General features: G+C 71.4%; 22 protein-coding genes. 14 read left to right on the top strand and 8 right to left on the bottom strand.

Annotation, left to right across the window (positions count from 1 at the left end; genetic code table 11):
• Positions 1-100 precede the first annotated feature (100 nt).
• The gene (locus ACFXAZ_RS05510; protein ID WP_382685961.1) at positions 101-538 is read right to left on the bottom strand and encodes a DUF3052 domain-containing protein; all 438 of its coding nucleotides are present in this window, start codon (positions 536-538) and stop codon (positions 101-103) included.
• Positions 539-931: 393 nt separating this feature from the next.
• On the opposite strand from ACFXAZ_RS05510, the gene aceE reads away from it, so the two are divergent.
• The gene (gene aceE, locus ACFXAZ_RS05505) at positions 932-3,679 is read left to right on the top strand and encodes a pyruvate dehydrogenase (acetyl-transferring), homodimeric type (protein WP_384585494.1); all 2,748 of its coding nucleotides are present in this window, start codon (positions 932-934) and stop codon (positions 3,677-3,679) included.
• Positions 3,680-3,774: 95 nt separating this feature from the next.
• Complete coding sequence (locus ACFXAZ_RS05500; RefSeq protein WP_384585491.1) at positions 3,775-4,530, top strand: potassium channel family protein; 756 nt, start codon at positions 3,775-3,777, stop codon at positions 4,528-4,530.
• Between the two features lie 256 nt (positions 4,531-4,786).
• Here ACFXAZ_RS05500 and ACFXAZ_RS05495 read toward each other — a convergent pair whose 3' ends face one another.
• Positions 4,787-6,403 (bottom strand): DHA2 family efflux MFS transporter permease subunit, encoded by a 1,617-nt coding sequence (locus ACFXAZ_RS05495; protein ID WP_384585488.1) that lies wholly within the window; start codon positions 6,401-6,403, stop codon positions 4,787-4,789.
• A 122-nt stretch (positions 6,404-6,525) separates the two neighbouring features.
• Here ACFXAZ_RS05495 and ACFXAZ_RS05490 point away from each other — a divergent pair, with 122 nt between their 5' ends.
• From ACFXAZ_RS05490 to ACFXAZ_RS05480, 3 genes are all read left to right on the top strand, one after another.
• Complete coding sequence (locus ACFXAZ_RS05490; protein WP_384585480.1) at positions 6,526-7,188, top strand: TetR family transcriptional regulator; 663 nt, start codon at positions 6,526-6,528, stop codon at positions 7,186-7,188.
• 157 nt (positions 7,189-7,345) lie between these two features.
• A complete protein-coding gene (locus ACFXAZ_RS05485; protein ID WP_384585477.1) occupies positions 7,346-8,563 on the top strand; it encodes an alpha/beta hydrolase in 1,218 nt (405 codons plus the stop codon).
• 66 nt (positions 8,564-8,629) lie between these two features.
• Positions 8,630-9,478 (top strand): DUF4429 domain-containing protein, encoded by an 849-nt coding sequence (locus tag ACFXAZ_RS05480; RefSeq protein ID WP_384585474.1) that lies wholly within the window; start codon positions 8,630-8,632, stop codon positions 9,476-9,478.
• Between the two features lie 171 nt (positions 9,479-9,649).
• On the opposite strand, the gene ACFXAZ_RS05475 is transcribed toward ACFXAZ_RS05480, so the two are convergent.
• Positions 9,650-10,669: an aldo/keto reductase gene (locus ACFXAZ_RS05475; protein ID WP_384585471.1), complete on the bottom strand. Its 1,020-nt coding sequence runs from the start codon at positions 10,667-10,669 to the stop codon at positions 9,650-9,652.
• Entirely contained in the window at positions 10,666-11,160 is a 495-nt protein-coding gene (locus tag ACFXAZ_RS05470) for a MerR family transcriptional regulator (protein WP_384585468.1), read from the bottom strand. The genes ACFXAZ_RS05475 and ACFXAZ_RS05470 overlap by 4 nt, the downstream gene beginning before the upstream one ends.
• A 112-nt stretch (positions 11,161-11,272) precedes the next feature.
• On the opposite strand from ACFXAZ_RS05470, the gene ACFXAZ_RS05465 reads away from it, so the two are divergent.
• Positions 11,273-12,094 (top strand): serine hydrolase domain-containing protein, encoded by an 822-nt coding sequence (locus ACFXAZ_RS05465; RefSeq protein WP_384585465.1) that lies wholly within the window; start codon positions 11,273-11,275, stop codon positions 12,092-12,094.
• Positions 12,095-12,212: 118 nt separating this feature from the next.
• Here the strand turns inward: ACFXAZ_RS05465 and ACFXAZ_RS05460 are convergent, their stop codons facing one another.
• The gene (locus tag ACFXAZ_RS05460) at positions 12,213-12,863 is read right to left on the bottom strand and encodes a pirin family protein (RefSeq protein WP_384585763.1); all 651 of its coding nucleotides are present in this window, start codon (positions 12,861-12,863) and stop codon (positions 12,213-12,215) included.
• A gap of 89 nt (positions 12,864-12,952) precedes the next feature.
• On the opposite strand from ACFXAZ_RS05460, the gene ACFXAZ_RS05455 reads away from it, so the two are divergent.
• The 5 genes from ACFXAZ_RS05455 (at position 12,953) to ACFXAZ_RS05435 (ending at position 18,013) form a co-directional block, all read left to right on the top strand.
• Positions 12,953-14,158, top strand: a complete 1,206-nt coding sequence (locus ACFXAZ_RS05455) for a PucR family transcriptional regulator (protein WP_384585462.1) — start codon at positions 12,953-12,955, stop codon at positions 14,156-14,158.
• An 89-nt stretch (positions 14,159-14,247) separates the two neighbouring features.
• Positions 14,248-15,234: an ACP S-malonyltransferase gene (locus ACFXAZ_RS05450; RefSeq protein ID WP_384585459.1), complete on the top strand. Its 987-nt coding sequence runs from the start codon at positions 14,248-14,250 to the stop codon at positions 15,232-15,234.
• 17 nt (positions 15,235-15,251) lie between these two features.
• Positions 15,252-16,286, top strand: a complete 1,035-nt coding sequence (locus ACFXAZ_RS05445) for a ketoacyl-ACP synthase III (protein WP_384585455.1) — start codon at positions 15,252-15,254, stop codon at positions 16,284-16,286.
• A gap of 77 nt (positions 16,287-16,363) precedes the next feature.
• On the top strand, positions 16,364-16,612 hold the full coding sequence (locus ACFXAZ_RS05440) for an acyl carrier protein (protein ID WP_191880738.1): 249 nt from the start codon (positions 16,364-16,366) through the stop codon (positions 16,610-16,612).
• Positions 16,613-16,738: 126 nt separating this feature from the next.
• The gene (locus tag ACFXAZ_RS05435) at positions 16,739-18,013 is read left to right on the top strand and encodes a beta-ketoacyl-[acyl-carrier-protein] synthase family protein (protein WP_384585452.1); all 1,275 of its coding nucleotides are present in this window, start codon (positions 16,739-16,741) and stop codon (positions 18,011-18,013) included.
• 273 nt (positions 18,014-18,286) lie between these two features.
• On the opposite strand, the gene ACFXAZ_RS05430 is transcribed toward ACFXAZ_RS05435, so the two are convergent.
• A complete protein-coding gene (locus ACFXAZ_RS05430; RefSeq protein ID WP_384585449.1) occupies positions 18,287-18,781 on the bottom strand; it encodes a DUF3145 domain-containing protein in 495 nt (164 codons plus the stop codon).
• Positions 18,782-19,034: 253 nt separating this feature from the next.
• On the opposite strand from ACFXAZ_RS05430, the gene ACFXAZ_RS05425 reads away from it, so the two are divergent.
• Complete coding sequence (locus ACFXAZ_RS05425; protein ID WP_384585446.1) at positions 19,035-19,928, top strand: SGNH/GDSL hydrolase family protein; 894 nt, start codon at positions 19,035-19,037, stop codon at positions 19,926-19,928.
• 39 nt (positions 19,929-19,967) lie between these two features.
• A complete protein-coding gene (locus ACFXAZ_RS05420) occupies positions 19,968-20,951 on the top strand; it encodes an aldose epimerase family protein (RefSeq protein ID WP_384585443.1) in 984 nt (327 codons plus the stop codon).
• Between the two features lie 128 nt (positions 20,952-21,079).
• Here ACFXAZ_RS05420 and ACFXAZ_RS05415 read toward each other — a convergent pair whose 3' ends face one another.
• Positions 21,080-23,602: a glycoside hydrolase family 3 protein gene (locus ACFXAZ_RS05415; RefSeq protein WP_384585440.1), complete on the bottom strand. Its 2,523-nt coding sequence runs from the start codon at positions 23,600-23,602 to the stop codon at positions 21,080-21,082.
• A 360-nt stretch (positions 23,603-23,962) separates the two neighbouring features.
• Positions 23,963-24,790, bottom strand: a complete 828-nt coding sequence (locus ACFXAZ_RS05410; protein WP_384585437.1) for an EI24 domain-containing protein — start codon at positions 24,788-24,790, stop codon at positions 23,963-23,965.
• 227 nt (positions 24,791-25,017) lie between these two features.
• Between ACFXAZ_RS05410 and ACFXAZ_RS05405 the strand changes: the two genes are divergently transcribed.
• Positions 25,018-26,199 carry a serine hydrolase domain-containing protein gene (locus ACFXAZ_RS05405; protein ID WP_384585434.1) on the top strand — a complete coding sequence of 394 codons (1,182 nt, stop codon included), beginning with the start codon at positions 25,018-25,020 and terminating at the stop codon, positions 26,197-26,199.
• The last annotated feature ends 139 nt before the right edge of the window (positions 26,200-26,338 follow it).

Raw genomic sequence — 26,338 nt, 5'->3', positions numbered from 1 at the left:
TTTCGTTATGGGTCCCGCCCACCCCCGCGGGGCCGGGGGGCCCACCCCCGCGGCCGGGGGGGGGCCCGGGCCCCGCCCCGGCCCCCCCCCCGGCGTCATCTCACCGCTTGGACTTCGCCGCCTTCGGCGTGGCCAGCCGGCTGCCACTCCAGTCCTTGCCCACACTGACGCTCTTCGCGGCGGTCAGCCCCGCCGTGGTGGAGGCTTCCGAGATGTCGCTCGGCTCGACGTAGCCGTCACGCCCGGTCTTCGGCGTCAGCAGCAGGATGGCGCCGCCCTCCTCGATGTACGTGGTGGCGTCCACCAGCGCATCGGTCAGGTCGCCGTCGTCGTCGCGGAACCACAGCACCACGGCATCGGCAACATCGTCGTAATCCTCATCGACGAGATCACTGCCGATCAAGTCCTCAATGGCGTCGCGAAGCTCCTGGTCGACGTCGTCGTCGTAGCCGATCTCCTGGACCACCTGCCCGGGCTGGAACCCCAGCCTGGCGGCAGGGTTCGTCCGCTCCTCCGCGTGGTCCGCGGTCGCGCTCACGGTTTGCCTCCTGATCATGTCTTTGGGTATGTCTCAGCCACGCGCGTGCGCGAAGCATTGGCCGTAGTCCACACGGGCGGGACCGATCGCGCAAGTACCCGGCGTTTCGGACCGCCGAAACGGTGACGATCCCGGCCGTGTCCCCGCAACTCCCGGCGGCGTCTCTCTGATGAACGTGACGCACACCACACCCTTCTGCCCCATTTGGGCGTTTGGGAACCCTCTGGACGTACGATCCTCGAATGAGTTTTCCGCATCGGCGGGGTGGTCCGAGTGTGCCGGTTACCTTTCGGTAGAGATGACGTTTACGCCCCCGAGGTACACGATGGGGAGCGGTGCGGGCACGGGGTGGTACGGCTCTCGTCCCGGTAACTCCGAAAGGTAAGGAACAGCGTGGTTTCCGGATCCGATCGCAATCCGATCATCATTGGCGGCCTTCCGAGTCAGGTTCCTGACTTCGATCCCGAGGAGACCCAGGAATGGCTGGACTCCCTGGACGCCGCCATCGACGAGCGGGGCCGTGAACGGGCCCGCTATCTCATGCTCCGGCTGATCGAACGCGCCCGCGAGAAGCGCGTGGCCGTACCCGAGATGCGCAGCACAGACTACGTCAACACGATCGCGACCAAGGACGAGCCCTTCTTCCCCGGCAACGAGGAGATCGAGCGCAGGATCCTCAACGCGACCCGCTGGAACGCCGCGGTGATGGTCTCCCGCGCCCAGCGCCCCGGTATCGGGGTCGGCGGCCACATCGCGACCTTCGCGTCCTCCGCCTCGCTCTACGACGTCGGCTTCAACCACTTCTTCCGGGGCAAGGACGAGGGCGACGGCGGTGACCAGGTCTTCTTCCAGGGCCATGCCTCGCCGGGCATCTACGCCCGCGCGTTCCTGCTGGACCGGCTCACCGAACGGCACCTGGACGGCTTCCGCCAGGAGAGGTCGAAGGCGCCGTACGGGCTGTCCTCGTACCCGCATCCGCGGCTGATGCCCGACTTCTGGGAGTTCCCCACGGTGTCGATGGGGCTCGGCCCGATCGGCGCGATCTACCAGGCGCGGATGAACCGCTACCTCCACGCGCGCGAGATCGCGGACACCTCGGCGTCGCATGTGTGGGCGTTCCTCGGCGACGGCGAGATGGACGAGCCGGAGTCGCTCGGCCAGCTGACCATCGCGGCGCGCGAGGGCCTGGACAATCTGACCTTCGTGGTCAACTGCAACCTCCAGCGCCTGGACGGCCCGGTGCGCGGCAACGGCAAGGTGATCCAGGAGCTGGAGTCGGTCTTCCGGGGCGCCGGCTGGAATGTGATCAAGCTGGTGTGGGACCGCTCCTGGGACCCGCTGCTCGCCCAGGACCGTGACGGTGTGCTGGTCAACCGCATGAACACCACGCCCGACGGCCAGTTCCAGACGTACGCGACCGAGACCGGCGGATACATCCGCGACCACTTCTTCGGGGACGATCACCGGCTGCGCGCGATGGTCGAGAACATGAGCGACGACCAGATCCTGCATCTGGGGCGCGGCGGTCACGACCACCGGAAGATCTTCGCGGCGTTCTCGGCGGCCAAGGCGCACAAGGGCCAGCCGACGGTGATCCTGGCGAAGACGATCAAGGGCTGGACGCTCGGGCCGAACTTCGAGGGCCGCAACGCCACGCATCAGATGAAGAAGCTCACGGTCGGTGACCTCAAGGGCTTCCGCGACCGGCTGCACCTGCCGATCTCGGACCGGGAGCTGGAGAGCGGCCTGCCGCCGTACTACCACCCGGGCCGTGACTCGGCGGAGATCCAGTACATGCACGACCGCCGCAGCTCGCTCGGCGGGTACGTCCCCACCCGGGTCGTCCGGTCGAAGCCCCTCGCGCTGCCCGCCGACTCGACGTACGCGACCGTGAAGAAGGGTTCGGGTCAGCAGCAGATCGCCACGACCATGGCGTTCGTACGGCTGCTGAAGGACCTCATGCGGGACAAGGAGATCGGGCGGCGGTTCGTACTGATCGCGCCGGACGAGTACCGCACGTTCGGAATGGACTCCTTCTTCCCGACCGCGAAGATCTACAACCCGCTGGGCCAGCAGTACGAGTCCGTGGACCGGGATCTGCTGCTCGCCTACAAGGAGTCGCCGACCGGCCAGATGCTGCACGACGGCATCTCGGAGGCGGGCTGCACGGCGTCGGCGATCGCGGCGGGCTCGGCGTACGCCACGCACGGCGAGCCGCTGATCCCGGTCTACGTCTTCTACTCGATGTTCGGTTTCCAGCGCACCGGCGATCAGTTCTGGCAGATGGCCGATCAGCTGGCGCGCGGTTTCGTACTGGGCGCGACCGCCGGGCGCACGACCCTGACCGGCGAGGGTCTCCAGCACGCCGATGGCCACTCCCAGCTGCTCGCCTCCACCAACCCGGGCTGTGTGGCGTACGACCCGGCGTACGGGTACGAGATCGCGCACATCGTGCAGGACGGGCTGCGCCGGATGTACGGCGGCAGCGCGGAGCATCCGCACGGCGAGGACGTCTTCTACTACCTCACCGTCTACAACGAGCCCATCCGGCACCCGGCCGAGCCGGAGAACGTGGACGTCGAGGGCATCCTCAAGGGCGTGCACCGGCTCAGCGAGGGCACGGGCGGCACGGTCCCGGCGCAGATCCTCGCCTCGGGCGTGGCCGTCCCCTGGGCGCTTGAGGCCCAGCGGATCCTCGCCGAGGAGTGGAACGTACGGGCCGGTGTCTGGTCGGCGACCTCCTGGAACGAGCTGCGGCGCGAGGCCGTGGCCTGCGAGGAGCACAATCTGCTGCGCCCCGAGGAGGAGCAGCGGGTGCCGTGGGTGACGCGCAAACTGAGCGGCGCCGAAGGGCCGTTCGTGGCCGTGTCCGACTGGATGCGGTCGGTTCCCGATCAGATCGCGCGCTGGGTGCCGGGGCGTTACCAGTCGCTGGGCGCCGACGGTTTCGGCTTCGCCGACACCCGGGGCGCGGCCCGCCGCTTCTTCCACATCGACGCCCAGTCGATCGTGCTGGCGGTGCTGACGGAGCTGGCGCGGGACGGGAAGGTGGACCGGTCGGCGCTGAAGCAGGCCATCGACCGCTACCGGCTGCTGGATGTCACGGCGGCGGACCCGGGGACGGCGGGCGGCGACGCGTAGCCCGCGCCGGGGTGTGCGGTGCGGTGACGTGAGGTGAGGTTGAGGGCGGTGGGACCCGGTCCCGCCGCCCTTTCCCGTTCCTTACGATGCCCGGCATGGACGCGATACACGAGGTGCAGCGGCAGTCGGCCCAGGCACGCTGGGAGGAACGCAGCCAGCGGCCGTTGCTGGCGCTGGCGTTGGTGTTCGCGGTCGCCTACGCCGTGCCCATAGTCGAGGAGTCCGCCGGTCCGGGGCTCATCCGTGCCTGCACGATGGCCGAATGGCTGGTGTGGGGGGCGTTCGCGGCGGACTACATGGTGCGGCTGGCGCTCGCCGAGGACCGCAAGGGGTTCGTGCGGCGGCACTGGCTGGACCTGTGCGCGGTGCTGCTGCCGCTGATCCAGCCGTTGCGGCTGCTGCGGGTCGTCTCGACGCTGCTGCTGGTGGGGCGGCGGGCGCGGATGGCGCCCCAGATACAGCTCACGACGTATGTGGTGGGGTCGGTGGCGGGGCTGCTGATGTTCGGGTCGCTGGCCGTGCTGTCGGTGGAGCGGGAGTCGCCGGACGGGAACATCCGGACGCTGGGCGACGCGGTGTGGTGGTCGTTCACGACGATGACCACCGTGGGGTACGGGGATCACGCGCCGACGACGGGGGTGGGGCGGCTGCTCGCCGTCGGGCTGATGCTGTCGGGGATCGCGCTGCTCGGTGTGATCACCGCGAACATCGCGGCGTGGTTCATCGCGCGGTTCGACCGTGACGATGTGGTGGAGCGGCGCCAGACGGAGGCGATCGTCGCCCTGACGGCGGAGGTACGGGCGTTGCGGGCGGAGGTGGCGGCGTTGTCGGAACGGTCGCTCACCAAGTGACCCGGCGTTGGCGCCGAGGACAGGGCGATGCGCAGCCCGGCGCGACGGGGTGCCTCCCCCAGAGGGGGACCCCCCGCCCACCCGTGCCGCCCTGCGGCCCGACTGCCCGCAGCTGTGGCAGAGGGCGGGCGCGAGCCGGCGGGCGCGACAAACGCCCTGTTCTCAGGGGCGCGGGGAACTGCGCGACCGGCCCCCGCCGGGCCGCGCCCGGCGTACGACCGGGGACGTCACCCCGATGGGCGACATCCCCGGCGAGTCAGATGTGCGCGGCCCCCGCTCCCGCCTCCGCGTTGGCCCCCCGCTTGGTCAGGAAGGCGACGAAGATGGCGACCGCCGCGACGCCCGCCGCGACCAGGGACGCCAGGCTCATGCCGGAGATGAAGGTGTCGTGGGCCACGTCGGTGATCTTCGTGGCGACCTCGGCGGGTGTGCCGGGGGCGATCGGCGGGACGCCGACCTGGACCGCCTCGGACGCCTCGGCCTGCTGCTCGGGCGTGAGCCCCGGCAGCCCCGCGGCGACCCAGTTGCCCGCCAGGTCGCTGTCGACCTTGGACGCCATGACCGCGCCCAGCACCGCCGTACCGAGGCTGCCGCCGATCTGCATCGCGGCCTGCTGGAGACCGCCGGCGACACCGGACAGCTCCATCGGCGCGTTGCCGACGATGACTTCGGTCGCGCCGACCATGACCGGCGCGAGACCGAGGCCGAGGAGCGCGAACCAGAGGGACATCACGGCGCTGGAGGTGTCCGTCTCAAGCGTGGACATGCCGTACATGGCGAGCGCGGTGAACGCCATACCGCCGGCCAGCGGGAGGCGCGGGCCGACCTTGGTGATCGCCAGACCGGCGAGCGGCGAGCCGACGATCATCATGCCGGTGAGCGGCAGCAGATGCAGACCGGCGTCGATCGGGCTCATCCCGTGCACGTTCTGGAGGTAGAACGTCACGAAGAACAGGCCGCCCATGAACGCGATGGCCATCATGACCATCAGCACCACACCCGCCGACAGCGGGACCGAGCGGAACAGGCCGAGCGGGATCAGCGGCTCCTTGACCCGCGTCTCCCACACCGCGAAGGCGACGAAGCCCGCGACCGCCACACCGAGGAACAGCCAGGTCAGACCCGCGCCCCAGCCCCACTCGGGGGCCTTGATCAGGGCCCAGACAAGACAGAACATCGCGCTGGAGAGCAGCGCGATGCCGAGGATGTCGAAGGAGCGCGGGGCGTTGGCCGCGCGGTGGTCGAGGAGGATCAGCGCGCCGAGGGCGACGGCGATGATGCCGACCGGCACGTTGATGAAGAAGACCGACTGCCAGTTGACGTGCTCGACGAGGACACCGCCGAGGATCGGGCCGCCGGCCGTGGAGGCGCCGATGACCATGCCCCAGATGCCGATCGCCATGTTGAGCTTCTCGGCCGGGAAGGTGGCCCGCAGCAGACCGAGCGCGGCCGGCATCAGCAGCGCGCCGAACAGGCCCTGGAAGACCCGGAAGACGATGACCATCGCGATGCTGTCGGACAGCCCGATGGCGCCGGACGCGGCGGCGAAGCCGACCACGCCGATGAGGAAGGTCTGGCGGTGGCCGAACCGGTCACCGAGCTTGCCCGCCGTGATCAGGGTGACGGCGAGGGCGAGGAAGTACGCGTTGGTGATCCACTGCACCTGGGCGAAGGTGGCACCGAGGTCGGAGGCGATGGCCGGGTTGGCGATGGCCACGATGGTGCCGTCGAGGGCCACCATCATGACCCCGACGGCGACGGTTATGAGGGTGAACCAAGGGTGGCCACGCAGCCCCTTGGCCGGTGCCGAAGACGGACCGGGGGATGCGCCGTCCCCTGGCCCAGTCTTGTCGAGGGTGGTCTGACTAGTCATGTGAAGGAGGCTAATGTCAGCCTCTGACAGTTGACAAACCAATTCACAAGTCGGTAACTGTCAGGTCACTCGCCGATACCCTGAACTGGGAGAACAGTTCGCCGGAGGGCCTGGAGGACGTCATGGACACGCTGGAGCGGCCGGCCGGGGACCCCACCCGGCCGGGTTTGCGCGAGCGCAAGAAGCAGCGCACGCGCGACGCACTGCTGCGCGCCGCCCTCGCCCTGTTCACCACCCAGGGCTACGACGAGACCACCGTCGACGCCATCACCGACGCCGTCGGCGTCTCGCAGCGCACCTTCTTCCGCTACTACACCGGCAAGGAGGAGGCCGCCCTCGCCGTCCAGACGATGACGGTCGATCACTTCTACGCGGCGGTCCGCGCCCGCCCGCCGCACGAACCGCCGCTGGAGGCGCTGCGCCGGGCGGTGCTGGACGGCTGGGACACGCTGCACGAGACGATCGAGTCCGTCGTGACGGTCGACCAGTATCTGCGCATGTACCAGGTGATCGAGTCGACGCCCGTACTGCTGGCGGCGCATCTGCGCCGGTCCGCGGAGACGGAGGACCGGTTCGCGCGGCTGATCGCCGAGCGCGAGGGGCTCGATGTGGACGCCGACCCCCGGCCGCGGGTGGCGGTGGCGCTGTTCGGCGGGGTCATGCGGGTCACCGAGCGGCTGTGGACCCAGGGCGAGGACCACAGCGTGGCGGCCATGCGCGCGGTCACCCTGAGGTACCTCGATCAGGTGGGACCCGCGCTGGCGGCGAACTGGCGCAAGCCGTAGTGCGCCCGTGGTGCGCCCGTGGTGGGCCGGGTGGTGGGCCCGGTGATGGACCCGTAGTGCGCCTGGCGTGCGCTTGATCCATTGCCTCGCGTTCTAAACGTGATACCCCTCACTAGGTTCACGCGAGACCATCCCGTTCTCCTAGTGTGTCCTCCCAGTGACTTCCTTCGACACCTCCCCGACGCTCAACGTCTGGCGCGCGCTGCTCGCCCTGGCCGTGGTCTTCGTGATGCTGGCGACCACCGGCTGGACCGCGATGCGCAACCAGCGTGACCAGACCCCGTTGCAGGCCTCGATCACCGCGTGGGAGCACGGCCGCCTCGACGGGCACCCGCTCCCCGACCCGCACGCGGCACCCGCCCGGCTCGCCGCGTTCTTCGCCACGCTCGGCGACGCCCAGCGCGCGCTGCTCGCCCACCGCTATCCGCTCGCGGTCGGCAATATGAACGGCGCCCCCGTCGAGGTGCGTTACGAGGCCAACCGTGTCGCCCTCGCACAGGCCCGCGAGGTCGAGCGACAACGGATACACGACCCCCGCCTCAGCCCCGACGGACAGCACGAGGCGGGCCGCCGGATGCACCGCCTGGACGCGTTGATGAAGCCCGGCCGGAACATCCTCGCCTTCGACCCGGAGGGCTCCGGGCGGGTCGCCGAGGTGTACGGGGATCTGGACCGCGCCGAGCGGATCTCGATCGTCGTCCCCGGCGTCGACACCGATCTGCTCTCCTTCCAGCGCACCACCGGCAAGTACTCGGCGCCCGCGGGCATGGCCGAGTCGCTGTACACGGCCGAGCGCGCGGTGAGCCCCGGCACCCGCACGGCGGTGATCGCCTGGGCCGACTACACCGCGCCCAGCGGCATCGGCGTGGACGCGGCCACCGCGACCCGCGCCGCGCAGGGCGCGGTCCGGCTCGACGCGCTGGTGCGGGCGCTGCCCGGCGCGGCGCCGGTCTCGCTGTTCTGCCACAGCTACGGCTCGGTGCTCTGCGGGGTCGTCGCGCGGCTGCTGCCCCGGCGGGTGGCCGACATCGCGGTGGCCGGCAGCCCCGGGATGCGGGCCGAGACGGTGTCACGGCTGCGTACCTCCGCGCGGGTGTGGGCGATGCGGGACGCCGACGACTGGATCCAGGACGTGCCCTACCTGGAGTTGGGCGGGCTCGGTCACGGGGCCGATCCGGTCTCGCGGGCGTTCGGCGCGCGGGTGCTGTCGGCGGTCGGCGCGCGGGGCCACGCCGGGTACTTCGAACCGGGCACGGAGAGTCTGCGCAACTTCGCCGAGATCGGGGTAGGCGCTTATGGCTCGGTGCACTGCGCCGACGACGCCGACACATGTATGACCGGTATGCCCGCAGACGCGGGGGCCGGACGCGCGTAGAGTCGCAGAATCTGCGGGGTACGCGGGGAGGGGACGGAGGAGCTCATGCCACATACGATGAGCCGCATGGGTGATGTACTGGCCGGATTCAATGGCGCCTGGGAGTTCGGGTCCGACTCCGTGCTCATCCGCTACGAACGGGGGATTCGCACACCCAAGCTCCTCCAGGCACTGGGGGAACGGCGGGTGCCGCTGGCGGCGCTCCAGGGTGTGACGCTCACTCCCGGCCGTCGCGGCACGGTGGTGCTGCGGGCCGAGCCCCGGCCGGGCGCCGATCCGCTGATGGAGGCGGCGGCGGATCAGCTCAAGGAGAGCAGCGACCCCTATCGCCTGGTGCTGCCCGCCGAGCGGGAGACTCTCGCCGAGTACTACGCCGACGAACTGCGCGCCCTGCTCACCGAGTCGGGCCCGGCCGAGCGGCATCTGGTGGCACCGCCGGAGGTGCCGATGTCCTTCAAGGCGTACGACGCGAAGGCGTCCTTCGACGGTACGTCGGTCGCGTTCCGCTGGTTCTGGACGGGCGCTTCGTCGGCGAAGTGGAAGGCCGGGGACCAGAGTTTCCGGATCAGCGACCTCGCCGGAGTGGAGTGGCGGTCGCCGGAGGTGTTCGAAGGGCATCTGCGGCTGCTGCGGCGGGAAGGTGGGGTGCGGCAGCCGGCGCAGCCGGATCAGGATCCGGCCGCGGTGGTCTTCGGGCTGGGGTACGGGCCGGTGCACGAGTCACTGCCGTTCGCCGCCGCGGTGCTTGCCGCTGTACGCCGCGCTGGGCCGGAGGTCGCCGTGGTGCCGGTGGCCCGGCGTGACCCTGCGGATGTTGCCGAGCGGATTCGGCATCTGGGGGAGTTGCATCGGGCCGGGTTGGTGACGGATGAGGAGTTTTCGGTGAAGAAGGCGGAGTTGCTCGCCGAGCTTTAGAGTTCCGTGGGTTTGGGTTGTTCGTCGGGTGCGGGTGGGTGGGGGCTGGTCGCGCAGTTCCCCGCGCCCCTAAAAGCAAAGACACGGCGTTGCCCGGCCCGGCGATTGCCCGTGACCCTGAAGGGCGATGCCCCGGACCGGCGATTCGCCATTGCTGACCCCTCCCCCCCTTTACTCCCTGCCTGCTGATGCGAAAGTCATGTCTGCGTAGCGGGGGCCCCGGACCTTTTCCGCGATGGGGGCCAGGAGGGCCAGGTCCTCGGGGGTGAGGGTGATGCGGGTGGCCGCGGTGTTTTCCGCTGCGCGGGTCGGCTTGCGGGTGCCCGGGATGGGGACGACCGGGAGGCCGTGGACGGTGGCCTGGCACTGGACCCAGGCCAGGGCGATCTGGCCGAGGGTCGCGCCGTGGGACTCGGCGACCGTGCGGACCGGGGCCAGGAGAGCGGCGTTGGCGGTGGCGTTGTCGCCGGTGAAGCGGGGCTGCTGGCGGCGGAAGTCGTCGGCGGTGAGTTCGGTGTCGGCGTTCACGAAGGAGCCGGTGAGGAAGCCGCGGCCGAGCGGGGAGTACGGGACCAGCGCGACGCCCAGTTCCCCGGCCGCCGGAACGACCTGGGCCTCGATGTCCCGGCTGAACAGGGACCACTCCGACTGCACGGCGGCGATCGGGTGCACGGCGTGGGCGGTGCGCAGTTCGGCGGCGGTGACCTCGCTCAGGCCGAGGTGCTTGACCTTGCCCTCCCGGACCAGGTCGGCCATGGTGCCGACGGTGTCCTCCAGGGGGACGTTCACATCGCGCCGGTGCATGTAGTAGAGGTCGATGACATCGACGTCCAGGCGCTTGAGGCTGGCCTCGACCGCCTGGCGGATGTAGGGCGGGTCGTTGCGGATGACCCGGCGGGTGGGGTCGTCCGGCGGGATGTGCAGGGCGAACTTGGTGGCGATGACGACCTCGTCGCGGTGCGCCTTGAAGAAGGGCGACAGGAAGCGTTCGTTGTCGCCGTTGCCGTAGGCGTCGGCGGTGTCGAAGAGGGTGACGCCCAGTTCGAGGGCGCGGTCCAGGGTCGCGCGGGACGCCTGTTCGTCGGTGGGGCCGTAGGCGAAGCTCATGCCCATGCAGCCCAGGCCCTGGACACCGACCTCGGGGCCGGTGGCGCCGAGCCGTACGGTCCGGATCCTGTTGCCGTTCGTCATCGGGTCCTCTCCCCTTCGTGGGCGCGGCCGTTGTCCGCGTAGAAACTGATCTTGCGGTCCAGCACCGCGAGGGTGTCCTGTAGCTCGGCGATGCGCGCGAGCACGTCCCGGCGGGTGGCCTCCAGCAGGGCGTACCGGTCGCCGTAGGTGTCCTCGCCCTCGCGCACCAATTCGGCGTACCGGACCATGTCGGCGACCGGCATGCCGGTCAGCCGCAGCTTTCCGACGAGGTCGAGCCAGTCCAGGTCGCGGTTGGAGTAGCGGCGCTGGCCGGTGTGGGAGCGGTCGATGTGGGACATCAGACCGATCCGCTCGTACCAGCGCAGGGTGTGCGCCGACAGTCCCGTGAAGGCGACGACCTCGCTGATGGTGTAGTGGTCCTGGCCCGCGGGGCGCGGATGGCGGCGGGGCGGGGCGGCGCAGATGTCCGCCGGGGTGGTGGCCGGCTCGGTGTCCGTCGCGGTCATGGCCGTGGTGTGCATCACCGTCATGACCTCCACGCTATGACCTTGGAGTGCACTCCAAGCAAGCGGAGGGAGTGAGAAAGGGGTGAGCTGTGGGCGGTCACGGCGGGAGCTTGACGGCACGCCCTAGGCTCGTCGCATGTCGCTGAAGAGTCTCGCGCTGATCGAGGACTGGCCGGTGCCGCATGCCGCGGCGGGGGTCGTACGGGCCGATGGGACGGTTCTGGGGGTGCGGGGGCCCGTCGAGCGGGTGTTCCCGCTGGCCTCGGTCACCAAGCCGATCGCCGCGTACGCGGTGCTGGTGGCGTACGAGGAGGGGGCCATCGAGCTGGACGATCCGGCGGGGCCGGACGGGTCGACGGTTCGGCATTTGCTGGCGCACACGTCCGGGCTGGCCTTCGACGAGCATCGGGTGACCGCGCGGGCGGGTGAGCGGCGGATCTACTCCAACGCCGGGTTCGAGCAGCTCGGGGAGTATGTCGCCAAGGCCACGGAGATGCCGTTCGGGGAGTATGTGCGGCTGGCGGTGCTGGAGCCGCTGGGGATGACGTCCACGGTGCTGGACGGGTCCCCCGCGAAGGACGGGGTGTCCAGTGTGGGGGATCTGCTGCGGTTCGGGGCGGAGGTGCTGGCGCCGCGGCTGCTGGATCCTCGGACGGTCGCGGAGGCGATGAGTGTGCAGTTCGCGGGGACGAAGGGGGTGCTGCCGGGGTACGGATTGCAGAATCCCAATGACTGGGGGCTGGGGTTCGAGATCCGGAACCGTAAGGCTCCGCACTGGACGGGGGCGTTGTCGTCACCGCGGACCTTTGGGCATTTCGGGCAGTCCGGTACGTTTCTGTGGATCGACCCGGTGGTGGGAGTGGCGTGCGTCGCCCTGACGGACCGGGCGTTCGGGGCGTGGGCGGTGGAGGCGTGGCCGGTGTTCACGGACGCGGTGCTCGGCGAGGTGCGGGGCTGACGACTGGCCGCGGCCAGGGCGGATTCCAGCGAACGGGCGCTGGCGGCAACGCCCTGCTCTTAAGGGGCGCGGGGAACTGCGCGACCGGCCCCCACCGGGCCGCACCCGGCAGAACCGCCTACCCCATCTCCCAGATCAAGAGCTCCGCCCCGGAGACCCCCACCGCCTCCACCCCCCGCGCGTCCGTGATGCGAACCGAGTCGCCCGGGGCGAGTTCCGTGTCGGTGAGGAGGGCCTCGCCGGCGGCCACGTGGACGTAGACATGGCCCGCGTCGGGGATCGCCGTGCGTTCGCCCGGGGACAGGCGGCGGACGTGGAGCATCGCGCCCGCCTCGGGGACCGCGTACGGGGTCGCGTCGGCGATGCCGCGGACGATCTCGTAGGCCGGGTCGCCGCCGGGGGTCAGCGGGGCCAGCCACATCTGGAGGAAGGTCAGCCCGGCAGGGCCCGCGTTGCGCTCGACATGGCGGACGCCCGACGCCGCGCTCAGCCGCTGGACGTCCCCCGCGCGGACCACCGTCTCGTGGCCCGTGGAGTCGCGGTGGGTCAGCTCGCCCTCGACGACCCAGGTGACGATCTCGGTGTGGCTGTGCGGGTGTTCGTCGAACCCGGCGCCGGGCGCGAGACGTTCCTCGTTGCAGGCGATCAGCGCGCCGAAGCGGAGGTTGTCCGGGTCGTAGTGCGGGCCGAAGGAGAAGGCGTGGCGCGTGGCGATGCCGGTGGTGGGGTCGCCCCCGGGATAGCGCTGGTCGGCCCGCCTGATGTCCATCACGGCGACCAGCGTAGCCAGCCCCGCGCCGCACCGGTATAAAGCGCCCCGAAGGCGACCGAGGCATCCTGATAGGGCAGTCTTGTGCCGTGCCCGAACCCGAAACCCGCAGGAACGACGTGCCCGCGCGCGAACCCCACCCGCACGCCGCGACCCTGAAGCGGCTGGAGAAGTCCTCCGGGAGTCTCGCCGCCCAGGCCATCGCGCGCATGGACGAGACACTGCCGTGGTACCGGGCGATGCCACCGGAGAACCGTTCCTGGATCGGGCTGGTCGCCCAGGCCGGTATCGCCGCGTTCACCGAGTGGTTCCGGCGCCCGGACGCCCCGCAGGCGATCTCGACGGACGTCTTCGGCACCGCGCCCCGGGAGCTGACCCGGGCGATCACGCTCCGGCAGACGGTGGAGATGGTGCGGACCACCATCGAGGTCATGGAGTCGGCCATCGAGGAGGTGGCCGCGCCGGGGGACGAGCGGCTGCTGCGCGAGGCACTGCTCGTCTACGCCCGGGAGATCGCCTTCGCGACCGCCCAGGTCTACGCGCAGGCCGCCGAGGCACGCGGTGCCTGGGACGCCCGGCTCGAATCGCTGGTGGTCAACGCCGTGCTGAGCGGGGAGGCCGATGAAGGGGCCGTGTCCCGCGCCGCCGCGCTCGGCTGGAACTCGCCGGACCATGTGTGTGTCGTGCTCGGGACCGCGCCCGACGGCGACTCCGAGCTGACCGTCGAGGCGATCCGGCGGGCCGCCCGGCACGCCAAGTTGCAGGTGCTGACGGGGGTGCTCGGGAACCGGCTGGTCGTGATCGCCGGGGGCAGCGACAATCCGCTCGCTGTCGCGAAATCCCTGATCGGGCCCTATGCCGCCGGGCCCGTCGTCGCCGGACCCGTGGTGCCCGACCTGCTGGCCGCCACCCGGTCCGCGCAGGCCGCCGCCGCGGGGCTCAAAGCGTGTTCCGCCTGGCAGGACGCCCCGCGGCCGGTGCTCGCCGATGATCTGCTGCCGGAGCGCGCGATGGCCGGTGATCCCAGCGCCCGTGAGCAACTGGTGGAGGAGATCTACAGACCACTCGAAGAGGCCGGGTCGGCGCTCCTGGAGACCCTCTCGGTCTATCTCGAACAGGCGAGCAGCCTCGAAGGCGCGGCCCGCATGCTGTTCGTTCACCCCAACACCGTGCGCTACCGGCTTCGACGTGTGACTGACGTCACCGGTTGGTCACCGTCGGATGTACGATCTGCGTTCACTTTGCGGATCGCGCTGATCCTGGGGCGTCTGGCCGATGGAGATCTTCAGTCCTAGGGTTTTGTCGAGGGTCCACAAAACCCCCTGTCGTTCTTCGTCCCTGTCCCCACGGGCGGCGCTGCCCGCCCCCGAGAGAGAGTGTGAGAGTGCTCGTACTCGTCGCTCCCGGCCAGGGCGCTCAGGCGCCCGGCTTCCTGACTCCCTGGCTCGAACTGCCCGGCGCCGCCGCCCGCGTCGCCGGCTGGTCGGACGCCATCGGCCTCGACCTCGCCCACTACGGTACCCAGGCCGACGCGGACGAGATCCGGGACACCGCCGTGGCCCAGCCGCTGCTGGTCGCCGCCGGTCTGCTGTCCGCCGCGGCACTCGGTGACATCGCGGACCTCGCGCCCGGCGCGGTCGCCGGGCACAGCGTCGGCGAGATCACCGCCGCCGTTCTCGCCGGTGTGCTGGACGACACCGCCGCGCTGCGCCTGGTGCGCACCCGCGGGCTGGCGATGGCCGACGCCGCCGCCGTGACCGAGACCGGGATGTCGGCGCTGCTCGGCGGCGACCCCGAGGTGTCGGTCGCGCATCTGGAGAAGCTCGGCCTGACCGCGGCGAACGTCAACGGGGCCGGGCAGATCGTGGCCGCGGGCACCATGGCGCAGCTCGCCGCGCTCGCCGAGGACAAGCCCGAAGGCGTCCGCAAGGTCATCGCGCTCAAGGTGGCCGGCGCCTTCCACACCCACCACATGGCCCCGGCCGTCGACACCCTCGCCCGCGCCGCCGCGGACCTCTCCCCGGCCGACCCGAAGGTCCCCTACGTCTCCAACAAGGACGGGGAGACCGTCGCGGGCGGCGCCGAGGTGCTTCAGCGGCTGATCGGCCAGGTCGCCAACCCGGTCCGCTGGGATCTCTGCATGGAGACGTTCAAAGCGCTCGGCGTCACCGCCCTGCTGGAGGTGTGCCCCGGTGGCACGCTCACCGGCCTCGCCAAGCGCGCGCTGCCCGGCGTCCGGACCCTCGCCCTGAAGACCCCCGACGATCTCGACGCCGCTCGCCGGCTCATCGCAGACACCGCAGACACCGCCGTGGTCACCGCAGCCGCCGCGGAGCCGTCCCCAGCTGCCGCCGACGCGGCGGGCGCCTGAAAGGAGCCCTCCGGGCCATGTCGAAGATCAAGCCAAGCAAGGGTGCCCCGTACGCGCGCATCCTGGGCGTGGGCGGTTACCGCCCGGTCCGGGTGGTGCCCAACGAGGTGATCCTGGAGCACATCGACTCCTCCGACGAATGGATCCGGTCCCGCTCCGGCATCGAGACCCGGCACTGGGCGAACGACGAGGAGACCGTCGCCGCCATGTCGATCGAGGCGTCGGGCAAGGCCATCGCGGACGCCGGGATCACCGTCGGGCAGATCGGCGCGGTGATCGTCTCGACCGTCAGCCACTTCAAGCAGACCCCGGCCGTGGCGACCGAGATCGCCGACAAGCTGGGCACGGACAAGGCCGCCGCCTTCGACATCTCGGCGGGCTGTGCGGGCTTCGGCTACGGGCTCACCCTGGCCAAGGGCATGATCGTCGAGGGTTCGGCGGAACATGTGCTGGTCATCGGCGTGGAGCGGCTGAGCGATCTGACCGACCTGGAGGACCGGGCGACGGCCTTCCTGTTCGGTGACGGCGCCGGCGCCGTGGTGGTCGGCCCGTCCCAGGAGCCCGCGATCGGCCCGACGGTGTGGGGCTCGGAGGGCGACAAGTCCGACACCATCAGACAGACGGTCCCGTGGGACGAGTACCGCGTCGGCGGCGATGTCTCCGGGCTTCCGGTGGACAGCGCGGGGAATGTGAAATTCCCGGCCATCACCCAGGAGGGCCAGGCGGTGTTCCGCTGGGCCGTGTTCGAGATGGCGAAGGTCGCCCAGCAGGCGCTGGACGCGGCCGGGATCAGCCCCACCGAACTGGACGTTTTCATTCCGCACCAGGCCAACGAGCGGATCATCGACTCGATGGTCAAGACCCTCAAGCTGCCGGAGTCGGTCACGGTCGCCCGTGATGTGCGGACCACCGGCAACACCTCGGCCGCCTCGATCCCGCTCGCGATGGAGCGGCTCCTGGAGACCGGCGAGGCGAAGAGCGGTGACACCGCGCTCGTCATCGGATTCGGGGCGGGTCTCGTGTACGCCGCCACTGTCGTTACCCTCCCCTAGGCACTCCGTGCCGGATCATGCTGTCCGGCAGGGAGCGCACCGCCACACCCTCTGAGAAGAAACGAAGGAGCGCCACAATGGCCGCCACTCAGGAAGAGATCGTCGCCGGTCTCGCGGAGATCGTGAACGAGATCGCCGGGATCCCGGTTGAGGACGTCCAGCTGGACAAGTCCTTCACCGACGACCTGGACGTCGACTCGCTGTCCATGGTCGAGGTCGTCGTCGCCGCCGAGGAGCGTTTCGACGTCAAGATCCCCGACGACGACGTCAAGAACCTCAAGACCGTCGGCGACGCGACCGACTACATCCTCAAGCACCAGGACTGAGTCCATCGGGTCCGCCAGGACCTGGACTGTCCGACAGAGGGCCTAGGGCCGGCCCGGTCCGGCCCGTCCGCCGCCACCCGGCGGTGGCGCCGTCGACCCTTGTATCCGTCTGGAGAAAGAGTTCCCGTGAGCCCGACCAATCGCACCGTGGTCGTCACCGGTATCGGCGCAACCACACCGCTGGGTGGCGACGCAGCCTCAACCTGGGAGGGCCTGGTCGCCGGACGCTCCGGCGTCAAGTCCCTGGAGGACGACTGGGCCGCCGATCAGGCGGTCCGGATCGCCGCGCCGATCGCTGTCGAGCCGACCGAGATCATCCCCAGGCCGCAGGCCCGGCGGCTGGACCGGTCGGCGCAGTTCGCGCTGATCGCGGCCCGCGAGGCCTGGGCCGACGCCGGTTTCACGGCGAAGGCCGGTGAGGACGGCGGGGTCGTCGATCCCGACCGGCTCGGTGCGGTGGTCGCCTCCGGTATCGGTGGCGTGACGACGCTGCTGGACCAGTACGACGTACTCAAGGAGAAGGGTGTGCGCCGGGTCTCCCCGCACACCGTCCCCATGCTGATGCCGAACGGCCCGTCGGCGAACGTCGGGCTGGCGGTGGGCGCCCGCGCGGGCGTGCACACGCCGGTCTCCGCGTGCGCCTCCGGCGCCGAGGCCATCGGCTACGCCATCGAGATGATCCGCTCCGGCCGCGCCGACATCGTCATCGCGGGCGGCACGGAGGCGGCGATCCATCCGCTGCCGATCGCCGCGTTCGGCAACATGATGGCGATGTCCAAGAACAACGAGAACCCGCAGGGCGCGTCGCGTCCGTACGACGTCGACCGCGACGGGTTCGTGCTCGGTGAGGGCGCCGGTGTGATCGTCCTGGAGTCCGCCGAGCACGCCGCCAAGCGCGGGGCGCGGGTGTACGCCGAGGCGGTCGGGCAGGGCATCTCCGCCGACAGCCATGACATCGTGCAGCCGGAGCCGGAGGGTCGCGGGATCTCTCAGGCGCTGAAGAACCTGCTGGAGCGTACGGATCTGGATCCGGCGGAGATCGTGCATGTGAACGCGCATGCCACGTCCACGCCGGCCGGTGACATCGCCGAGCTGAAGGCGCTGCGGAAGGTGTTCGGGGACGAGGTGGACCACTTCGCGGTGTCCGCCACCAAGTCCATGACCGGGCATCTGCTGGGTGGTGCCGGTGGGGTGGAGACCGTCGCGACGGTGCTCGCGCTGTATCACCGGGTGGCGCCGCCGACGATCAATGTGGAGAACATCGATCCCGAGGCCGAGGCCAACGCGGATGTCGTGCGGGGAGAGGCGCGGAAGCTGCCTGTCGAGGGGCGGATCGCCGCGCTGAACGACTCGTTCGGGTTCGGGGGGCACAACGTGGTGCTGGCCTTCCGGACGGTGTGATCGGCGCTGTGGCTTTGATGGCCCGGGTCCCTCTGGGGGGTCCGGGCCATCGCCGTTGGGTGTGCGGTGGTGTGCCGGGTGCGGGTGGGTTGTGGCTGGTCGCGCAGTTCCCCGCGCCCCTAGAAGCACGGCATTGACCGCAGCCCTGTTTGATCGCACCCTTCGCCGCGCCCCGAGAAGCAAAGGACCCGGCGATGCCCGCAGCCCCGTTGGATCGCGCCCTTCGCCGCGCCTCTCAAAGCGGAAGGACGGCCGGCGTGTCCCCGTGCTTCCTCAGACCACCTGGTGGAGCCAGCGGACCGGGGCGCCCTCTCCTGCGTAGCGGAAGGGTTCCAGTTCGTCGTCCCAGGGTTTGCCGAGGAGTTTGGCGAGGTCGGCGTGGAGGTCGCTCTCGCCGCGCTGGCTGCGTTGGAGGGCGGCGCGGAGGCGGTCCTCGGGGATGAGGATGTCGCCGTGGATGCCGGTGACGGCGTGGAAGATGCCCAGGTCGGGGGTGCAGCTGTAGCGCTCGCCCTCGGCGGTGGCGCAGGGGTCGGCGGTGACCTCGAAGCGCAGCAGCTGCCAGCCGCGCAGGGCGGAGGCGAGTTTGGAGCCGGTGCCCACCTGGCCCTTCCAGGAGAACTCCGAGCGCCAGGTGCCGGGCGCGGCGGGCTGCCGGATCCAGTCGAGGCTGACGCGGGTGCCCAGCACTCCGGCGATGGCCCACTCGACGTGTGGGCACAGGGCGCGCGGAGCGGAGTGCACGTACAGAACTCCACGTGTCGTCACCGGGACCTCCGGGCTGAGCGGGACAATATGTGCGGCGGCTGGGCGGTGGGGCGGCCAGCCACGTTCGATGGCGAGGCTACCGTGCGACGGCGTGGGGAGTGTGACGTACCGTCGGTCCTGGTGCCGGGAAACCTCCGCCATTCACCCGGCAGGACCCCTGTGCGGGCGGCTGGCGCTCCGAGTCAGGTGCCGGGAACCCTCACGCGTTCTTATGGGGTGGGGACGGTGACCGGGCGAGGAGGGCTTTGTGGGGATGGGTCTGGTTATGCGGCGGCGTTCACTGCCGGTGTTCGCGGTGATGACGGCGGTGGTCGTCGGCGCGGCGGGGTGTGACGCGGTCGGCGGTGACGACTCCCCGGCGGTGGAGAAGAAGGCGCAGCCGGCGCCGAGCCCGACGCCGGTGTGGGATGTCAGCCCGGGGTCGGTGGCGGCGGTCGGGGACTCCATCACCCGTGGCTTCGACGCCTGTACGGTCCTGTCGGACTGCCCCGAGGTCTCCTGGTCCACCGGGACCAGCCCGGAGGTGGACAGCCTCGCCGTCCGGCTGCTGGGCGACGCCCGGGCCGCCACGCACAGCTGGAACTACGCGGAGACCGGCGCCCGAATGGCCGATCTGCCCGGCCAGATGGCCCAGGCGGCCACCCGGGACCCCGAACTGGTGACGGTGATGGCGGGCTCCAACGACGCGTGCCGTCAGTCGGTGGCGGCGATGACGCCGGTCACGGAGTTCCGGGAGGCGTTCCAGGACGCGGTGGCGACGCTGCGCCGGGTGGCGCCCGAGGCGCAGTTGTATGTGTCGAGCGTGCCGGATCTGCTGCGGCTGTGGTCGGAGGGGCGGACGAACCCGCTGGGCAAGCAGGTGTGGAAGCTGGGCATCTGCCCGTCGATGCTCGGCGACGCGGACGCGATGGACGCGGCGGCGACCGAGCGGCGGCTGTCGGTGCGGGACCGGGTGGAGGAGTACAACGACGTACTGCGGGAGGTCTGCGCGAAGGATCAGCGGTGCCGGTTCGACGGGGACGCGGTGTACGAGTTCGAGTTCGGTACCGATCAGCTGAGCCATTGGGACTGGTTCCACCCCAGCAAGGACGGTCAGGCGCGGCTGGCGGAGATCGCTTACGAGACGGTCACCGCGGAGGATGGTTGATCGAGGCGACTTTGGCGGCAAGGGCCTAGGGTTTCGATCATGAGTGATCATTTCGGCACACTTTCCGATGGCACCCGGGTGGGTCGCTGGAGCATCGAGCGGGGCGGCGTGCGGGTGCGCGTGCTGTCCTACGGGGGGATCGTGCAGTCCCTTGAGGTGCCGGGCGGGGTGGACGTGGTGCTCGGGTTCCCCCATCTGGACGGCTATCTGTCCCACCCGGGGCCGTACTTCGGCGCGCTGGTGGGGCGGTACGCCAACCGGATCGCGGGCGGCCGGTTCCCGCTGGACGGGCGGACGTACGCGCTGGCCCGCAACAGCGGGCGGAACTCGCTGCACGGCGGGGAGCGCGGCTTCGACAAGCGGGTGTGGGACGTGACGCCGGGCGAGCACTGTCTGCGGCTCAGCCGGGTCAGCCCGCACGGCGAGGAGGGGTTCCCGGGGCGTCTGGAGGTGGCGGTGACGTACGGGCTCGACGCGGACGGCTCGCTGCGCATCTCGTACGAGGCGATCACGGACGCGCCCACTCCGGTGAACCTCAGCCACCACAGCTACTTCAATCTGGCGGGGTCGGGGAGCGCGGGCGGGCATGAACTGCGGATCGCCGCCGCGCGGTACACCCCGGTGGACGCCGATCAGATCCCGACGGGGATCGCGGCGGTGGAGGGCACGCGCTTCGACTTCCGGGCGGCACGGAAGGTGGGGTCGGGGTACGACCACAACTTCGTGCTGGACAAGGGGGTGACCGGCGCCCCGGTGGAGGTCGCGGAGCTGTCCGACCCGGCGTCCGGGCGGACCCTGACCGTGGCGACCACCGAACCCGGCCTTCAGCTCTACACCGCCGACCACCTCACCGAGCCGTTCGCGCCGGGCGACGGGATCGCCCTGGAGACCCAGCACTTCCCGGACTCGCCGAACCGGCCGGAGTTCCCGGACACCGTGCTGCGGCCGGGTGAGGTGTTCCGGTCGGAGACGGTGTATGGCTTCGGGGGGCGCGGAGCGCTGTGGTTGCGGGGAAGGCCGTGAACCCCGGCCCGGATGTCAGGTTCCGGGCCGGGGCTGTTCAGGGGGCGGCTCGCTGTCCGTCGGGAGGCGACGGGTCGCTGTGCCGTCCGGGGGACGAATCCGTCCGGTGGGAGGAAAATCGGCCTTGATCAGACAGTAGTCGTCAGGGCGAGCCTGTGGTCGAAGATCGAACAACTTGCCAGGATGTCGTACGAACCCTTCACAAGCGACCAGGAGCCGGTCGTCTCGTCCCAGCGCTCGAAGGCCCGGACGGGCAGGGTGATGACGGCCTCGGCGGTCTCGCCCGGTGCGGCCTCGACCACCGTGAAACCGGCCAGCCAGCGGGCGGGGCGGCCGGGGTCGGGGGTGGTGGGGGCGAGGTAGAGCTGGACGGTCTCGCGGCCGGGGCGGTCGCCGGTGTTGCGGACGCGGACGGTGACGGTCGGGCCGGTCGTGGGGCTGCCGTCGGCGCCGGTCGCCTCGATGGAGTCGTATGTCCAGGTGGTGTAGCCGAGGCCGTGGCCGAAGGGGTAGGCGGGGGTGCGGTCCTGGCGGTCCCAGGCGCGGTAGCCGATGAAGACGCCCTCGGTGTAGGCGAGTTCGCCGTTCGTGGGGGTGACCTGGGTGACCGGGGCGTCGGCGAGGGCGCCCCAGGTGGTGGGCAGCCGGCCGCCGGGCTCGTGGGCGCCGGTCAGTACGTCGGCGAGGGCGGCGCCGCCCTCCTGGCCGGGGAACCAGGTCAGCAGGACGGCGGCCACGTCCTCGCGCCAGGGCAGTTCGACCGGGGAGCCGGCGTTGACCACGACCACGGTGTTCGGGTTGGCGGCGGCGACCGCGCGGACCAGGTCGTCCTGGCGGCCGGGGAGGGTGAGGTCGGTGCGGTCGAAGCCCTCGGACTCCACCTGTTCGGTGGTGGCGACCACGACGACGGCGGTGTCGGCGGCGCGGGCGGCCTCGGTGGCCTCGGCGATCAGGGCGTCCGGGTCGCGCTGTGGCTCCTGGTGGGCGAGGGAGAAGGTGACGACCTTCAGCGGGGCGCCCTCGGGCAGGGCGACGACCTGGGTGAGGGAGACCTCGATGGGTTCGCCCGCCGTGAGAGCCGCTTCGGCGCGGGGCACCGGGGTGCCGAAGAACGCGGCGAAGGGGTCGGCCTCGCCGTTGCCCTGGACGCCCTCGAAGTACGTCCGGCCTCCGATGGTGAGGGTGAAGGCGCCCACGCCCTTGATGCCGAAGGTGTGGGTGCCGCTCTCGCGCGGGAGGTAGGTGCCGGTCAGTTCCACGGTGTGCAGCCGGTCGTGGGTGACGCCGTCGGGCAGGTCGGGGTCCGTCCACTGGATGTGGCCGTTGGGCGCGGAGGCGGTGCCGATGATCTCGCCGTGGGCGTCCCGGCAGACCGTGCGCAGGGTGAAGCCCCGGGCGGCGACGGCCATCCCGGTGGTGGGGTCGGCGCCGAGCGCGTAGGTCAGGGCCCCGGCGGGGAGGGCGGCGGTGAGGCCGTCGAGCGGGGAGACGACCCGGGGCGGGAAGACGGTGGCGGAGCCGCCGCCGAGGATGCGGGCGTCCCGGGCGGCGGCGCCGAGCAGGGCGAGGGTGCCGCCGGGCCGCAGCGGCAGCGCGGGGCCGGACGCGCGGGGCTCGTTGCGCAGCAGGACGAAGGAGCGGCGGGCGATCTCGCGGGCGAGGGCCTCGCCGTCGACCGGCGCGGGGAGGTCGGTGACGGCCGGTCGGGCGCCCGCCAGGAGGCCGGTGCGGGCGGCGAGCCGCAGCACGTTGCGGACGGCCGTGTCGACCACGGCCTCGGGGACGGAGCCGTCGCGCACGGCCTGCGCGAGGGCCGGGCCGTAGACGGTCCTGGGGCCCGGCATGGCGACGTCGAGGCCGCCGGTGATCGCGGCGACGGTGTCGCGGGCGGCCGTCCAGTCGGAGACGTTGCACCCGTCGAAGCCCCAGGCGCCGCGCAGCACCTCGTTGACCAGGTGGTGGTGCTCGGTCATGGTCGGGCCGTCGACGGCGTTGTAGGCGGTCATGATGCCCCAGGGGCGGGCTTTCTCGACGATCGCCTCGAAGGGGGCGAGATACAGCTCGCGCAGGGCGCGTTCGCCGACCAGGTTGTTCACGGTGAAGCGGTCGGTCTCGGCGTCGTTGGCGACGAAGTGCTTGACGGTGGTGCCGACGCCGCCGGACTGGACGCCCTGGACGTATCCGGTGCCGATCCGGCCGGTGAGGTAGGGGTCCTCGCTGTACGCCTCGAAGTGCCGTCCGCCGAGCGGGGAGCGGTGCAGGTTGACCGTGGGGGCGAGCAGGACGTGCACGCCTTTGCGGCGGGCCTCCTGGGCGAGGAGGGTACCGGCGCGGCGGGCGAGGCTGGGGTCCCAGGTGGCGGCCAGCGCGGTCGGGGAGGGCAGGGCGACGGACGGGTCGTCGGCGCTCCAGCGCACGCCCCGCACCCCGATCGGGCCGTCCGACATCACGAGGGACTCCAGGCCGATCTCCGGGAGCGCGGGCAGCGACCACATGTCCTGACCGGACAGCAGCCGGGCCTTGGCATCGAGCCCGAGGACGCCGAGAGCGGCCTCGACCGCCGCCTCGCGGGCCCGGTCGGCGGGGGTGGGCGCCGGGTCCGGGTCCGGGGGGTCCGACGCGGGCCGGGTGCCCGGGGTCGTCGTCGCCATCGGCTGCCTCCTCGTCGAGGTGGGGTCGGGTGACTCCCATCGTGCACGGGGGGTGGTGGCGGGGGCGGGAGCGTGGCCGGGTCGGCGGGGCGCCGGGGCGGCGGATCACCAAGGCGGCGGTCTCCGAGGGGCGTCCGGCACGCCGGGCGCGCTCCGGGGCTTCCTGGCGCCGCTGGACGGGTCCGGCGCGCTGGGCAGCCCGCTGGACGGGTCCGGAGCGCTGGGCAGGTCCGCTGGGCGAATGCGCCGCTGCCGGGCGAATGCGCCGCTGTCAGGCGGGTCCGGCGTTCAGCGCCGGGAACACGACCGAGGTGACCGACCCGGCGTTCGTACGGAATCGGCTGGACATCGTCGCGCAGGTCAGGGCGATTGCGGCAGTCGCGGCGGGACGCTCCCGGCACTGATCTCGCCGTCCTGTGCCGCGTCCGCCCCGTCCTCCTTGAAGTCCTCCCCGAGCAGTTCCCGTGCCATCAGCGTCGCCCCCGCCACCGCGCCCGGCATCAGGAACACCGCCACGAACGGGACCAGGAAGGCGAGCGCCAGCGGGGTGCCGAAGCCCCAGACCATGCGCTTGTGGTGGCGCAGGATGGCGAGGCGGGCGCGGACGTCGACGCGGCGGCGCTGGAGGGCGACGGCGGTCAGTTCCTCGGTGAGGAAGAAGCCGGTCACCATGAACCCGGCGACCGGGACGACGGTCTGCCCGGCGACCGGGATGAAGCCGAGGGCGAAGAGCAGGATCGCCCAGAACAGGGCGCGGACCAGGATACGCAGGCTGTCGCGGGCCGAGATCCAGATCTCCCGCCACAGGGGAAGCCCGGACTCGGGGGCGGTGCCGTCCGGCGAGACATCGCGGTCGACCTGCTCGGAGAGGTTCTCGTAGAACGGCTGGCCGACCAGCAGCGTGACCGCGGTGAAGGTGAGCACCGAGAGGAGCAGGGCGAGGGCGAAGAGCACGGCGGTCAGGAAGCCGCGGAAGAGACCCAGCCAGGGGCTCGCCCAGTCGTCGGCGAACGGGGTCGCCCAGCTGACGAAGTCCTCGCCCCACAGCGCGAGCCCGACCAGCGCCGCCGCGTAGAGCACCAGCGTGACCAGGCCCGGGAGCAGCCCGAAGCCATAACTCCTGCCGTGCCGGGCCATCCAGCGCTGGCCCTTGATGAGATAGCCGAAACCCGCCCCAAGATCGTGCATGGGGGCACCCTACCGGGGCCGGTCGGGGCCGGTCCGGGCCGAGCGGGGGCAGCGGTCCGCCCGGGTGCGCGCAACACCCTCTTGTCGCGGTTGAGTCGAACGGGTGCGGCTCGCCGTACCGATCTCCGAAAGGGGGAGTTCGCACAGGTCGGGCGGGCATTGTTCACGGTGGCAGGCGCCGGTGGCGGCGGAGCGTGGGAAGAGCGCATGACATGTGAGGAGAGCGCATGACACAGGAGATCCACGGCACGGCCGTGAAGATCCATGGCACGGTCGCGGACGGCTTCGAAGGCGTACGGGAGGAGTTCACGGCGTTCGTCGCGTCCGAACGGCCGGACTACGAGGGCCAGTTGTGCGTCTATCTGCGCGGGCGCCGGGTCGTGGACCTGTGGGCCGGTGACAGCGCGGACGGTGTCGGCGCCGACTCGCTGTACGGGGTGTACTCCTGCACCAAGGGCGCCGCGCACCTCGTGGTGGCGCTGCTGGTGCAGGACGGCACGCTGGAGCTGGACCGCAGGGTGACCTACTACTGGCCCGAGTTCGCCGCCGAGGGCAAGGGCGCGGTCACCTTGCGGGAGCTGCTGGCGCACCGGGTCGGGGTGGTCGGCGCCGACGGCGGGTTCAGCGCGCGGGAGCTGGCCGACGACCGGCTGATGGCCGAACGGCTCGCCGATCAGCGGCCGTTCTGGCGGCCGGGCACGGCGTTCGGGTATCACGCGATGGTGATCGGCGCGCTGACCGGTGAGGTGGTCCGCCGGGCCACCGGCCGCACCCTCCAGGAGGTGTTCGAGGAGCGGGTCCGGGCGCCGTACGGCCTGGACTTCCACCTCGGGCTGCCCCAGGCGCTGGAGCCGCGTTTCCGCGCGGTGCAGCCGATGGCGCCGACGGCGAAGCAGCGGGCGCTGCTCGACGCGGTGGCGCGGGGTCGGCACACGCTGGCGTCGATCGCGTTCAACGGCCACGCGGCCGAGCCCACCGACATCGAAGCGCTGCCCAACGGGCGGGCGGTCCGCGCCAAGGGGCCCGCCTCGTACGGCGGGGTGGCCGCGGCGCGCGGGCTGGCCGGGATGTACGCGGCGGCGATCGGCGAGGTGGACGGCAAGGCGCCGCTGCTGAAGGAGGACACGGTGGCGGAGTTCGGGCAGCCGCATTCCGTGGGGTACGACCTGGTGACCCGCACGCACAGTGCGTACGGGCTGGGCTTCCAGGCGCCCTCCGAGATCGCGTATCCCTTCCTGGGCGCCGGGGCGTTCGGGCACAGCGGGGCGGCCGGGGCGCAGGCGTTCGCGGATCCGCGCAACGGGCTGGCGTACGGGTACACGCGGCGCCGGTTCGCGTACCCCGGCGGGGCGGCGCCCGAGAACGAACGGTTCGTGGCGGCGGCGCACCGGGCGGCGCTGGAGACCTGAGGGCAACAGGGCGGAAGCGGGGGAAGCGGAGGGAAGCGGGGGGGGGAAGCCCGGGGCCGGGTGACAAGGACGGAGGCAGGGCGGGGTCAGGTCGCCGGTCCGACGGCAGCGTGAGGGAGGCAGGGCGCCAACGCCGGTC

Source organism: Streptomyces sp. NPDC059477, from assembly GCF_042749375.1.
GTDB lineage: Bacteria > Actinomycetota > Actinomycetes > Streptomycetales > Streptomycetaceae > Streptomyces.
This window is presented reverse-complemented; position numbering and strand designations above follow the sequence as displayed.